The following is a 13160-nucleotide window of genomic DNA, read 5'->3' as shown; positions in this document are numbered from 1 at the left end:
TACTTCCATGGAATCCATGAAACTGCAGAAAAAGGTGACGGCGTCGACAATGCTCGACCCGAAGATCCTCGTGCCTGCGATCAAATCGGCCTTCGTCAAGCTCGACCCGCGCCTGATGATCAAGAGCCCCGTGATGTTCGTGGTCGAGGTCGTGGCCGCGCTGACCACGGTCATCTTCGTCCGCGATCTCGTCACGGGTGGCGCCAGCCTCGGATTTACGTTCCAGATCATCCTGTGGCTGTGGTTCACCGTGCTGTTCGCCAATTTCGCGGAAGCCGTCGCCGAAGGCCGCGGCAAGGCGCAGGCCGAGTCGCTGAAGAAGACCCGCACCGAGAGCCAGGCCAAGCTGCTCACCGGCTCCGACAAGACTTATCGTCTCGTTCCCGGTACCGCGCTCAAGGTCGGCGACATCGTCCTGGTCGAAGCCGGCGATAATATCCCGTCTGACGGCGAGGTGATCGAGGGCGTCGCGTCCGTGAACGAGGCCGCGATCACGGGCGAATCCGCGCCCGTCATCCGCGAGTCCGGTGGCGACCGCTCGGCGGTGACCGGCGGCACCCAGGTATTGTCCGACTGGATCCGCGTCCGCATCACCGCGGCGCAGGGATCGACCTTCATTGACCGCATGATCAAGCTGGTCGAAGGCGCCGAACGGCAGAAGACGCCGAACGAGATCGCGCTCAACATCCTGCTCGCTGGGCTCACCATCATCTTCGTGTTCGCGACCGTCACCATCCCGAGCTATGCGGCCTATGCCGGCGGTTCCATTTCGGTGATCGTATTGGTGGCGCTGTTCGTGACGCTGATTCCGACCACGATCGGCGCGCTGCTGTCGGCGATCGGCATTGCCGGCATGGATCGTCTGGTGCGCTTCAACGTGCTGGCGATGTCCGGCCGCGCGGTCGAGGCGGCAGGCGATGTCGACACGCTGTTGCTCGACAAAACCGGCACCATCACGCTCGGCAACCGTCAGGCGACGGCGTTCCGCCCCGTCCGTGGCGTTACCGAGCAGGAACTGGCGGACGCGGCCCAGCTCGCCTCACTCGCCGACGAAACGCCCGAAGGCCGTTCGATCGTCGTGCTGGCGAAGGAGAAATACGGCATTCGCGGTCGCGACATGAAGGAGCTCGCCGCGACGTTCGTTCCATTTACCGCGCAAACCCGCATGAGCGGCATCGACGCCGGGTCGTCATCCGTCCGCAAGGGCGCGGTAGATGCGATCCTCAACTATATCGGCGGCGGCACGGCGCAGACCATGGCGAGCGGCAACGCGGTTCGTGCGCTGCAGCCGACCGTCAACACGGAGGCGGCCCGCGAACTTCAGGCGATTTCGGACGAGATCGCCAAGGCGGGCGGCACGCCGCTGGCGGTGGCGAAGGATGGCCGCCTGCTTGGCGTCATCCACCTCAAGGATATCGTCAAGGGCGGCATCCGCGAGCGCTTTGCCGAACTCCGTCGGATGGGCATCCGCACCGTCATGATCACCGGCGATAACCCGATGACGGCCGCGGCGATTGCCGCCGAGGCCGGCGTCGACGATTTCCTGGCGCAGGCGACCCCTGAAGACAAGCTGAAGCTGATCCGCGACGAGCAGGCCAAGGGCAAGCTGGTCGCAATGTGCGGCGACGGCACCAACGACGCGCCGGCACTCGCGCAAGCTGACGTCGGCGTCGCCATGAACACGGGAACGCAGGCCGCCCGCGAGGCCGGCAACATGGTCGACCTCGATTCCAACCCGACCAAGCTGATCGAGGTGGTCGAGATCGGCAAGCAGCTGCTGATGACACGTGGCGCTCTGACGACGTTCTCGATCGCCAACGACGTCGCGAAATACTTCGCCATCATCCCGGCGATGTTCCTGGCGTTCTACCCGCAGCTCGAGGTGCTCAACGTCATGCATCTCGCCAGCCCGCAAAGCGCGATCCTGTCGGCGATCATTTTCAACGCACTGATCATCGTCGCGCTGATTCCGCTGGCGCTGAAGGGTGTCGCCTATCGTGCCGTCGGCGCCGGCGCGCTGCTCCGCCGCAACCTGCTGATCTACGGTCTCGGCGGCATCATCATTCCCTTTATCGGCATCAAGGCCATCGACCTCGTCGTCGCGGCCCTGAACCTGGCTTAAGGAGCCACACCATGCTTCGCGAAATCCGTCCCGCCATCCTCATCCTCGTCCTGCTGACCGCGATCACGGGGCTTGCCTATCCGCTCGCGATGACCGCGATCGCCGGTGTGATCTTTCCGAAGCAGGCGCAGGGCAGCCTGATCGAGAAGGACGGCAAGGTGGTCGGCTCCGCCCTGATCGGGCAGGAGTTCAAGGACGACAAATACTTCCACGGCCGGCCCTCGGCGACCCTGGCGCCTGATCCTGCCGATTCCGCCAAGACGGTGTCGGCACCCTACAATGCGGCCAATTCCGGCGGCTCCAACCTCGGCCCGACCAGCAAGGCGCTGAATGACCGGGTCAAGGAGGACGTCGAGAAGCTGAAGGCCGAGAATTCCTCCGCCGCCGTGCCGGCCGACCTCGTTACAACGTCGGCCAGCGGGCTCGATCCGGATATCTCGCCGGAAGGCGCGCTGTTCCAGGTGCCGCGCGTCGCCAAGGCCCGCAACATGCCGGAGGATCGCGTCCGTCAGCTCGTTACCGATAACACCAAGGGCCGTCTCGCCGGGATTCTGGGCGAGCCCCATGTCAACGTCCTGGCGCTCAATCTGGCACTGGACGCGGCTTCCAAGTAGCGGCGGCTAGGCTCATTCGAAAGCGGCGACTATAATGCCTCATGGCAAATCGCGACCCTGAACAGCGGCCTTCGCCGGATGCGTTGCTGGAGGCCGCCCGGCGGGAAAGTGACAACGCCGGCCGGCTGAAGATCTTTGTCGGCGCCGCTCCCGGCGTCGGCAAGACCTATGAGATGCTGCAAAGCGCGCACGCCAGGAGGAAGGCCGGCGTCGATGTCGTGGTCGGCGTGGTCGAGACCCATGGCCGGGCAGAGACCGAAGCGCTGCTGCATGGCCTTGAAGTTATTCCGCGCAAGAAGCTCGAATACAAGGACCAGATCCTCGAGGAGATGGACCTCGATGCGCTGATTGCGCGCCGTCCAAAGATCGCCCTCGTCGACGAACTCGCGCATACCAACGCGCCGGGCAGCCGCCACCCCAAGCGTTATCTCGACGTCGAGGAGCTGCTGTCTCACGGCATCGACGTCTATACCGCGGTCAACATCCAGCATATCGAAAGCCTCAATGACGTGGTCGCGCAGATCACGCATGTGCGGGTGCGCGAGACCGTGCCGGACAAGGTGTTCGACCTGGCCGACGCCATCGAGCTGATCGACCTCACGCCCGACGACCTGATCCAGCGCCTGAAAGAGGGCAAGGTCTACATTCCCAAACAGGCGGAGCGTGCGCTGGAGCATTATTTCTCGCCCGGCAATCTCACCGCGCTGCGCGAATTGGCGCTGCGGCGCACCGCCGAGCGGGTCGACGAGCAGTTGCTGACCCATATGCAGGCCAATGCCATCGCAGGACCCTGGGCAGCGGGCGAGCGCATCCTGGTCTGCCTGAGCGAGGATCCGCGCGCCGCCGGTCTCGTGCGCTATACCAAGCGGCTGGCGGACCGGCTGCACGCGCAGTGGACCGCGATCAGCATCGAGACGCGGCGCAGCCTGCAACTGACCGACGAGCAGCGCGACCGGCTGGCCGACACCATGCGGCTCGCCGAAGCGCTCGGTGGCGAGGCCCTCACCATTCCCGGCGTCGGCCGCCGCATCGCCGACGACGTCATTCATTTCGCGCATGCCAACAACGTCACGCAGATCATTATCGGCAAGTCGACGCGCTCCTGGTGGTTTGAACTGACACGCGGTTCCGTGGTGCACGATCTGGTACGCCGTTCCGGCAACATCAGCGTGCATGTGATCGCCGGCGACGAACAGGGTGTGGCGAAGGCGGCGGTGCAGACCGCGGCGCGGCAGGAAACTTTCAACCCGCGACCTTATATGATGGCGCTGCTGTTCGTTGCGATCGGTCTTGCCGCCGCCGCACTGATCCAGCCCATGTTTGGCGGCATCGAGAACGTCGATCTGGTGTTTCTGACCGCCGTGGTCGCTGTCGCTGCCCGCTATGGCTTGTGGCCGTCGCTGCTGGCAAGTGTGGTGGCGTCGCTGTGCTACAATTTCTTCTTCCTGCCGCCGGTCTATACCTTCACCATCACCGATCCAACCAATGTCGCGGCGTTCTTCTTCTTCATGCTGATCGCGCTGCTGGTCTCCAACGTCGCGGCGCGGGTGCGCTCGCAGGCCGATACCGCCATCGGCCGGGTGCGCACCACCGAGTCGCTCTACGCCTTCAGCCGCAAGCTGGCCGGTACTGCGACGCTTGACGACGTGCTGTGGGCGACCGCCTATCAGACCGCGCTGATGCTGAAAGTGAGGGTGGTGTTGCTGTTGCCGGAGGAGGGCGTGTTGACGGTGAAGTCCGGCTATCCGCCGGAGGACCAACTCGACCAGGCCGATCTCGCCGCCGCCAACTGGGCCTGGAGCAACGATCGTCCCGCCGGGCGCGGCTCGGATACGCTGCCGGGGGCAAAACGGCTGTTTCTGCCGATGCGAACCGGGCGCGGCGCGATCGGCGTCATCGGCATCGACAACGACCGGACGGGTCCCTTGCTGACGCCGGATCAGCGTCGCCTGCTGGATGCGCTGGTCGATCAGGGCGCGCTCGCGATCGAGCGGGTGCTGCTGGTCGAGGACATGGACCGCGTCAAGCGCACGGTGGAGTCCGACCGGCTGCGCGGCGCGCTGCTGACCTCGATCTCGCATGATCTGAAGACGCCGCTGGCTTCCGTGCTCGGCGCCGCCTCTACCTTGCGCGATCTCGGCGCCGGCCTCAACGACGCCCAGAAGAACGAGCTGCTCGCCACCATGATCGACGAATCCGAGCGGCTCAACCGCTTCATCGCCAACCTGCTCGACATGACCAAGCTGGAATCCGGCGCCATCGTGCCGAACACCGCGCGGCATGATGTCAGCGAGATCGTCGGCAGCGCGTTGCGCCGTGCCGGCAAGATCCTCGTGCATCACAAGGTGTCGCTGGAGCTCAGCCCCAACCTGCCGATGCTGGAGCTCGATGCCGTGCTGTTCGAACAGGTGCTGTTCAACCTGCTGGACAACGCCGCCAAATACGCGCCTGCCGATACCACGATATCGATCAGGGGCGTGCGGGATCGGGAGCAGGTCACGCTGCAGATCGTGGATGAGGGGCAGGGCATTCCGCAAGCCGAACTGGAAAGCGTGTTCGACAAGTTCTATCGTGCGCAGAAGGGCGACCATGTCCGTCCGGGAACGGGTCTTGGTCTGGCGATCTCCCGTGGCTTTGTCGAGGCGATGCACGGCACCATCTCGGCCGCCAACCGCATCGATCGCCGCGGCGCGGTAATAACCATTCGGCTGCCGATACCGGTCACCGACAGCGCGCTGGATACCGCCGCATGAATGCCGCAGCGATCAAGGTTCTGGTCATCGACGATGAACCGCCGATCCGAAAACTGTTGCGGATGGGGCTCAGCACGCAGGGCTATGACATCCTCGAAGCCTCCAACGGCAAGATCGCGCTGGAGAAGCTGGCCGAGGGGCCGGCGCTGATCATCCTCGATCTGGGCCTGCCGGACATCCAGGGGCACGATCTGCTGCGCATGATCCGTGGCCGCAATGAGAGCGTGCCGATCGTGGTGCTGTCGAGCCGTGGCGACGAGGCCGGCAAGGTGCAGGCGCTCGACCTCGGCGCCGACGATTATCTGACAAAGCCGTTCGGCATGGATGAACTGCTGGCGCGGATGCGCGCAGCGCTGCGGCACCAGTTGCAGGTGCAGGGCGAGCGGCCGGTGTTTCGCGCCGGCGATCTCTCCGTCGACCTCGTGCGCCGCATTGTCAAGACCGGCGAGCGCGAAGTAAAACTGTCGCCGAAGGAGTATGAATTGCTGCGCGTGCTGGTGCAGCACGCCGGCAAGGTGCTGACCCATCGCTTCCTGCTGAAGGAGCTCTGGGACGAACTGACGGATGCGCAATATCTGCGCGTCTATGTCCGCCAGCTCCGCCAGAAGATCGAGGCAGACCCGGAGCGTCCGCAATTCGTGCTGACCGAGACCGGCATCGGTTACCGGTTGCGGGCACCGGATTGATCATACTTCTGATGGTGGCGGTCCCGGTACCTGGCTTGTCGCGCGGGTCAGCTTGCCGCATCCGGTGCTTTCGTAAAGTGATATGCTTCCCCGTGGGGATCTGACCCGGGCTGACCACGCAACGCCCTGGTGAATCGGAGGAGGACGTACGGCCATGGCTCAAAGCGTCATGTACCACGAAGGCAATCGGCAACTGCAGGACCGGTTCGACAGCCGCCGGATTTCCGATCGGTTGGAAGAGAAGCTGATGCGCACGGAATTTTCGGCTGACGACAAGCGGTTCATCGAAAGCCTGCCTTATTTCTTTCTCGCGACGGCGGATGCCGAGGGGCGACCCGATTGTTCGTTCAAGGGCGGGGCGCCCGGCTTTGTGCGCATTACCGGACCTTCCGAGATCGCATTCCCCGACTATGACGGGAACGGTATGTTCAAGAGCCTCGGCAACATCGTAGCCAATGCCGATGTCGGCCTGCTCTTTATCGCCATGCATGACAAGCCACGGCGGCTGCGGGTCAACGGCAGCACCAGCGTGAGCGACCGCGATCCGCTGCTGACGGAGACCGTCGGCGCGCAGCTGATCGTCCGCGTGACCGCGCGCGCGATCTTTGCGAATTGTCCGCGCTATATTCCAACGATGAGTTCGATCGAACCGTCGATATACGTACCGATCGCCGGACAGGAAGCAGCGGAGCCAGCCTGGAAGGGCTTTGCAGATTTCAAGGACTGCATCCATCCAAGGCAACCGACCTTCAAAGGATAGGTGTTGCGATGACTAGATCGCCGTCATCTCGCCCTTGGTCCAGGCTTCGCGCAGCTTGAATTTCTGGATCTTGCCCGATCCCGTCAGCGGGAACGCGTCCACCACGAACCAGTGCTTTGGTGTCTTGTGCGGGGCGAGCGAGGCGCGCATGTAGTCGATCAGTTCTTCCTTTTCGATTGTTGCGCCGGGCGCCGGGCGGATGAAGGCGGCGACCTCTTCGCCCCACTTCTCGTGGGGAATCCCGACCACTGCGACCTCGCCGACTTTCGGATGCTTGAACAAGAGCTCCTCCAGCTCGCGCGGATAGATGTTCTCGCCGCCGCGGATGATCATGTCCTTCAGCCGGCCTTCCACCGTGCAGTAGCCGCGCGCGTCCATCGCGCAGAGGTCGCCGGTATGCAGCCAGCCGTCGGCATCGATTGCGGCTGCTGTCGCATCCGGCATTTCGAAGTAGCCGATCATCACGTGATAGCCGCGGGTGCAGAACTCGCCGATCGTCCCGATCGGCACCGTCTCGCCGGTGTTGGGATCGATGATCTTGTTTTCCATATTGGGCAGCGGCAGGCCGATCGTGTTGGCCTTGTCCTCGACGCTGTCGATGGTGCGGGTTTGCGCCGCGACTGGCGAGCACTCGGTTTGGCCGAAGACAATGGTGAAGGGCGCGCCGAGCTTTTCCTCCAATAGCCGCACCAGCGCGGCCGGCACTGTGGAGCCGCCCGAGCAGATCGCCTTGACAGAGGAGAGATCGGTCGTCGCGAAGGTCGGGTGCTCCAGCATCGCGACCAGCATGGTGGGAACGCCGAGCATCGCATTGCCGCGATAAGTCCCGAGCATCTCTAGCACTAGTCCGGGCTCGAACGCCTCGACCAGCACCGTGGTCGCGGCCTTCGATACTGCGCCGATCACGCAGCAGACGCAGCCGCCGGTGTGAAACAGCGGCATCGGGGTGACGAAGACATCGCCGGGATCGACGCCCATCCGGTCGGCGGTGTCGGCGCCGTTGTTGAGGAGGCCGCGATGCCGGAGCAGGGCGCCCTTCGGAAAGCCCGTGGTGCCGGAAGTGTACTGGATCATGACGGGGTCGTCGGGACTGACCGCCGGCAGCTCGATGGCAGCGTCGTCGCCCGTGGCGATGAAGGCGTCCCAGTCGTCGAAGCAGATGATCTCGCTCAGTTCGGGGCAGTTCGGCGCCACCGCCTGCACCGTCTCCAGCATCGGGTTGCCGCGAAAACCGTTGACGACGAAGATGCCGGCCGAGCGCGACTGCTTCAGCACATACTCCACCTCGCGCGCGCGAAACGCCGGGTTCACGGTGACGAGGACCATGCCGGCCATGCCGGCGCCGAATTCGAGCATCATCCATTCCGGGATGTTCTGTGCCCAGACGGCAATGCGCTCGCCCCGTTTGAAGCGCGACAGCAGCGCGCGTGCGGTGCGCTGGGTTTCGCGATAAAGCTGCGCGTAGGTCCATTGACGGCGCAGTTTTGGGTCGGGGACGCCTGCAATCAGGGCCAGGCGATCGGGCGCCGCTTCAGCCGCCTTGCGCAAGAGATCGCCGAACGTCATCTCCCGCACCGCAGGCGTGGTGGGTCCTGCGACATGAGATTGCGTCAATGCCATTCAATCCTCCCCGGTCTTGTGGGACGGCGCCGTTCTTGTCGCCGGCCTTTCAGGTGTCCCCAAGGGCCAAAATGCCTGCCGTCGCCGGTCAATGCAAGCAGATCCGGAACCTCGCCTGATGAAGGGAATTGATTTTGTGCAACGGAGAAAAGCCATGGCACGCAAATACTCAAAGAAAGCGTCAGCCGACGTCGAGCGCGCAATGAAAAAGCGCAAGGCCGGCACCTTGCGGAGCGGCCGTTCCGGCCGGAAGGTCAAGAGCCGCAAACAGGCGATTGCGATCGGGCTGTCGGAGGCGAGGGCCAAGGGCAAGAAGGTGCCGAAAAAGGCATCGAAGAAACGCAAGGCTTCGAAGAAGAAAGCAAAGAAGGCGAAGCGGTAGGGCGCTCGCCTCCGTCATTGCCTGCGACAAACGCGAAGCGTTTGCGCAAGGGAGCAACGCGACGAAGCAATCCAGAATTCCGATGGGACTTTGGATTGCTTCGCTTCGCTCGCAATGGCGGTGGCGTCACCCTGCCTTGCGGTGCCGGGCCGCGGACCGGTGCGCTTTCTTCGCCGTCCGTCGCGCCGGCGCCCGCCGCGACGCCGGAGCATGCGCCCGCCGTTTTGCCGCTGATTTTCCCTTCAGGCTCGCCTTCAGCGCATCCATCAGGTTGATGACGTTGTCAGGCTTTTCCTCGCGCTCGGCGACCTTGATCGGCTTGCCGGAGGCCTTCCGTCGCACCAGCGCCTTCAGCGCGTCCTCATACTCGTCCTTGAACTTCGAGGGATCGAAATGCGCGGCTTTGGTGTGCAGGATGTGGCCCGCGAGTTCGACCATGTCCTTGGTGATCTTCGGGGTCTTGATGTCATCGAAATATTCGTCCTCGTCGCGCAGCTCATAAGGATATCGCAGCGTGGTGCCGAGCAGGCCCTTGCCGAGCGGCTCGATCGCCATGACGTGCTCGCGGTTGGTCAGCACGATGCGGGCCAATGCGACCCGGTCCTCATCCTTCATGGCGTCGCGGATCACGGCGAAGGCGTCCACTGCGGCCTTGCCGTCCGGGGCGACGTAATAGGGATGATTGTAATAGCGCTTGTCGATTTCATCCCGCGGCACAAAACTATCGATCTCGATGGTGTGATTGCTCTCGATCTGGACGGCTTCGAGCTCATCCTTTTCGATCTCGACATACTGGCCCTTTTTCAGCTCATAGCCGCGGCCCTTCTGGTCGCTCTCGACGATATCGCCGGTCTCGGCGTCGACCATCTGCTGTTTCAGGCGGTTGCCGGTCTCCCGATTGATCATGTGAAAGCGGGTTTTCTCGACCGATGTCGAGGCCGGGTACAGCACCACCGGACACGACACCAGGGAGAGTTTTAGCGTGCCTTTCCAGTAGGCGCGGGGGGCCATTGCAATCTCCGGCATGGTTGGGTTTGGGAACTTCAACGGCTAGTATGGGTTTTCGTTCCAGATGCCGCCGCGCGAGCGGTCCGGATGGTCGAGGTTTGCCGTGGCGTTGAAGAAACTTAGCACGTACCGGAAGAAGCGCGATTTCGGCAAGACGGCCGAGCCCTCGGGCGACGTCAAGGTCGCGCCGGCGAAGCAGCGTCGGTTCGTGATCCAGAAGCATGATGCGACGCGGCTGCATTACGACCTTCGGCTGGAGTTCGACGGCATCTTCAAATCTTGGGCGGTGACGCGCGGACCGTCGCTCGATCCGCACGACAAGCGGCTCGCGGTCGAGGTTGAGGATCACCCGCTGGACTACGGCGATTTCGAAGGCACCATTCCGGACGACCAGTATGGCGGCGGCACCGTGATGCTGTGGGATCGCGGCACCTGGGAATCCGATGATCCCGAGCGTGGCTTCAAGAAGGGCGACCTGAAATTCACCCTGCACGGCGACAAGCTGCATGGCAGCTGGGTGCTGGTGCGGATGAAGGGCGACCGCTACGGCGGCAAGCGCACCAACTGGCTCTTGATCAAGCACCGCGACGAGTTCGCGAAAGAAGGCGAGGCCAACGATATACTGGAAGAGGATCGCTCCGTGGCCTCGGGGCGCGCGATGGCGCAGATCGCGCAGGGCAAGGGCAAGGCACCAAAGCCCTTCATGCTGGCCAAAGGCAAGACTTCGGCCGATGCGGTCTGGCAATCCAACCGGGGCGAAGCCGCCGAGGCGCGTGCCAGGGGCACGACCGCGGCATTGCGATCCACGCCGGAGACGAAAACCCGCGCGCCGGCGCAAGGCGCCGGGCCGAAGAAGGTCGCATCGATGCCGGATTTCGTCGCGCCGCAACTTTGCGCCTCCGTCGAGCGGCCGCCGAACGCGGAAGGCTGGTGCCATGAGGTCAAGTTCGACGGCTACCGTGTGCAATTGCGGATCGAAGATGGCGATGTGGCGCTGCTGACGCGAAAAGGGCTGGACTGGCGCGACAAGTTCGGCGCCATCGCGAGAGCCGCCAAGCCGTTGCCCGATGCGCTGATCGACGGCGAAATCGTCGCGCTGGACCACAACGGCGTGCCCAGTTTTTCCGCACTGCAGGCGGCGATCGCGGACAACAAGACCGGCGATCTCATTTTCTTTGCGTTCGATCTCCTGTTTGCCAATGGTGAGGATCTGCGCGGGCTGCCGCTGCGCGAGCGCAAGCAACGCTTGAAGCGCCTGCTGGAGCAGCGGAACGGAAAGGAAAAGCTGATCCGCTATGTCGATCATTTCGAGGATCGCGGCGATACCGTCATGGAATCGGCCAGGAAACTCGAGCTGGAAGGCATCGTCTCCAAGAAACTGGATGCGCCCTATCGGTCGGGACGCACCGAAAGCTGGACCAAGGCCAAGATCCGCGGCGGGCAGGAGGTCGTGCTCGGCGGCTGGAAGACGACCAACGGCAAATTCCGTTCGCTGATGGCCGGCGTCTATCGCGGCGATCATCTGGTGTTCGTCGGCCTTGTCGGCACCGGCTTCGGCCAGGATACGGTTCGCCGCATCATGCCGGCGCTGAAGGCGGCGGCGTCCGACAAAAGCCCTTTCGGCGGCAAGGACGCGCCGAAAAAGGCCCGCGACGTGCATTGGCTGAAACCTGAGTTGATCGCCGAGGTCGAGTTCGCCGGCTGGACCGATGGCGGCAACATCCGGCAGGCCGCGTTCAAGGGGCTGCGTCAGGACAAGCCGGCGAAGGAGATACGCGCGGAGAGGCCTGCCATGACTGGAATCGCAAAGCCCGCAGCGCGGTCCGTGAAATCATCGGCCAAATCCGCCGAGGTGATGGGCGTTGCCATCTCGAAGCCCGAGAAGGCGTTGTGGCCCGACGGAGGCGACGGCGAGGCCGTCACCAAGCTCGACCTGGCGCAATATTTCGAGGCGGTCGGCGAATGGATGATCGGGCACCTCAAGGGGCGTCCGTGCTCGATTCTCCGCGCACCCGACGGCATCAGCGGCGAAAAATTCTTCCAGCGCCACGCGATGCAGGGCGGCTCCAATCTCATGAAGCTGGCCAAAGTCGCGGGCGACCGCAAACCCTATTTGCAGATCGATCAGATCGAGGGGCTGGCGGCGGTGGCGCAGATCGGCGGACTGGAGCTGCATCCCTGGAATTGCGCGCCTGACGACTACGACACGCCGGGGCGGCTGGTGTTCGATCTCGATCCCGCACCTAACGTTGAATTCTCTGATGTGATCGAGGCCGCCAAGGACATGCGGCAGCGGCTAACGGCGGTCGGCCTTGAAAGCTTCTGCAAGACCACCGGCGGCAAGGGCCTGCATGTCGTGACGCCGCTGCTTCATGGCGCAAAGGACAAGGTGGGCTGGAAGGAAGCCAAGGCCTTTGCGCAAGGCATCTGCCAGTGGATGGCGAACGACGACCCCGAGCGCTATCTGCTCAACATGTCGAAGAAGCTGCGCAAGGGAAAAATCTTCCTCGACTATCTCCGCAACGACCGTCTTTCGACCGCAGTTGCAGTGCTGTCGCCACGCGCGCGCGACGGCGCCACCGTCTCGATGCCGCTGACCTGGCCGCAGGTGCGCGGCGATCTCGACCCGAAGAAGTACACGGTCCGCACCGTGCCTTCGTTGCTGGCAAAGACAAAGGCGTGGGATGGCTACGACAATGCGGCGGCGTCGATCAAGACGGCGATGAAGAAGCTGGCCGGAAAGTAGGATGGGCAAAGCGAAGTGTGCCCGCCGTTCTTGATCGCGTAAGAGAAGGTGGGCACGGCTGCGCCTTTGCCCACCCTAAGATCTGTCGCAGCGAACAAGACGTGGATGGCCGGGACAAGCCCGGCCATCACGAAGACCAGAATTGCGCGTGTCTATAGTCTCCCGAGCAGCAGCAGGATCAGCAGGATCACGATCACCAGGCCTAGCCCGCCACCGCCATAGTATCCGGTGCCGTAGAACGGACCGCCGCCGATGCCGCTGAATCCGCCCAGCAGGGCGATGACGAGAATAATCAGAATGATTGTGCCGATAGACATAAAACTCTCCTCAGCCCGAGCGGGCGTTCTGTATGTTCTGCCCTTCATGGGGAACAACAGCCGGGAGTCCTCTAAGTTCCGTTTTGCGCCGCGATAATGCGCGCGGCTCTTCTTTTCGAAGCGCGTGTGATTACATGAAGTTGGATAACTGA

10 protein-coding genes are annotated in these 13160 nt (G+C 63.4%); 7 read left to right on the top strand and 3 right to left on the bottom strand.

The window, feature by feature from the left end; genetic code table 11:
• The first annotated feature begins 7 nt into the window (after positions 1-7).
• The 5 genes from kdpB to V1283_RS27630 all read left to right on the top strand — a co-directional run bounded on the left by kdpB (position 8) and on the right by V1283_RS27630 (position 6935).
• Positions 8-2122: a potassium-transporting ATPase subunit KdpB gene (gene kdpB, locus V1283_RS27650; RefSeq protein WP_334389735.1), complete on the top strand. Its 2115-nt coding sequence runs from the start codon at positions 8-10 to the stop codon at positions 2120-2122.
• Positions 2123-2133: 11 nt separating this feature from the next.
• The gene (locus V1283_RS27645; RefSeq protein WP_334389733.1) at positions 2134-2736 is read left to right on the top strand and encodes a K(+)-transporting ATPase subunit C; all 603 of its coding nucleotides are present in this window, start codon (positions 2134-2136) and stop codon (positions 2734-2736) included.
• 41 nt (positions 2737-2777) lie between these two features.
• Positions 2778-5489 (top strand): sensor histidine kinase KdpD, encoded by a 2712-nt coding sequence (locus tag V1283_RS27640; RefSeq protein ID WP_334389732.1) that lies wholly within the window; start codon positions 2778-2780, stop codon positions 5487-5489.
• Positions 5486-6175 (top strand): response regulator transcription factor, encoded by a 690-nt coding sequence (locus V1283_RS27635; protein ID WP_334389731.1) that lies wholly within the window; start codon positions 5486-5488, stop codon positions 6173-6175. Before V1283_RS27640 ends, V1283_RS27635 begins: the two co-directional genes overlap by 4 nt.
• A 154-nt stretch (positions 6176-6329) precedes the next feature.
• A complete protein-coding gene (locus tag V1283_RS27630; RefSeq protein ID WP_334389730.1) occupies positions 6330-6935 on the top strand; it encodes a pyridoxamine 5'-phosphate oxidase family protein in 606 nt (201 codons plus the stop codon).
• Between the two features lie 12 nt (positions 6936-6947).
• Here the strand turns inward: V1283_RS27630 and V1283_RS27625 are convergent, their stop codons facing one another.
• Positions 6948-8555, bottom strand: a complete 1608-nt coding sequence (locus V1283_RS27625; RefSeq protein WP_334389729.1) for an AMP-binding protein — start codon at positions 8553-8555, stop codon at positions 6948-6950.
• A 154-nt stretch (positions 8556-8709) separates the two neighbouring features.
• Here V1283_RS27625 and V1283_RS27620 point away from each other — a divergent pair, with 154 nt between their 5' ends.
• Positions 8710-8937 carry a DUF6496 domain-containing protein gene (locus V1283_RS27620; RefSeq protein ID WP_334389728.1) on the top strand — a complete coding sequence of 76 codons (228 nt, stop codon included), beginning with the start codon at positions 8710-8712 and terminating at the stop codon, positions 8935-8937.
• A gap of 126 nt (positions 8938-9063) precedes the next feature.
• Here V1283_RS27620 and ku read toward each other — a convergent pair whose 3' ends face one another.
• Positions 9064-9948 carry a non-homologous end joining protein Ku gene (gene ku / locus V1283_RS27615; RefSeq protein WP_334389727.1) on the bottom strand — a complete coding sequence of 295 codons (885 nt, stop codon included), beginning with the start codon at positions 9946-9948 and terminating at the stop codon, positions 9064-9066.
• A gap of 61 nt (positions 9949-10009) precedes the next feature.
• Here ku and ligD point away from each other — a divergent pair, with 61 nt between their 5' ends.
• The gene (gene ligD / locus V1283_RS27610; protein ID WP_334389726.1) at positions 10010-12691 is read left to right on the top strand and encodes a DNA ligase D; all 2682 of its coding nucleotides are present in this window, start codon (positions 10010-10012) and stop codon (positions 12689-12691) included.
• A 152-nt stretch (positions 12692-12843) separates the two neighbouring features.
• On the opposite strand, the gene V1283_RS27605 is transcribed toward ligD, so the two are convergent.
• On the bottom strand, positions 12844-13008 hold the full coding sequence (locus V1283_RS27605; RefSeq protein WP_021080901.1) for a DUF3309 family protein: 165 nt from the start codon (positions 13006-13008) through the stop codon (positions 12844-12846).
• Positions 13009-13160: the final 152 nt, after the last annotated feature.

The sequence above is a fragment of the Bradyrhizobium sp. AZCC 2262 genome, assembly GCF_036924535.1.
Classification (GTDB): Bacteria; Pseudomonadota; Alphaproteobacteria; order Rhizobiales; family Xanthobacteraceae; genus Bradyrhizobium.
This window is presented reverse-complemented; position numbering and strand designations above follow the sequence as displayed.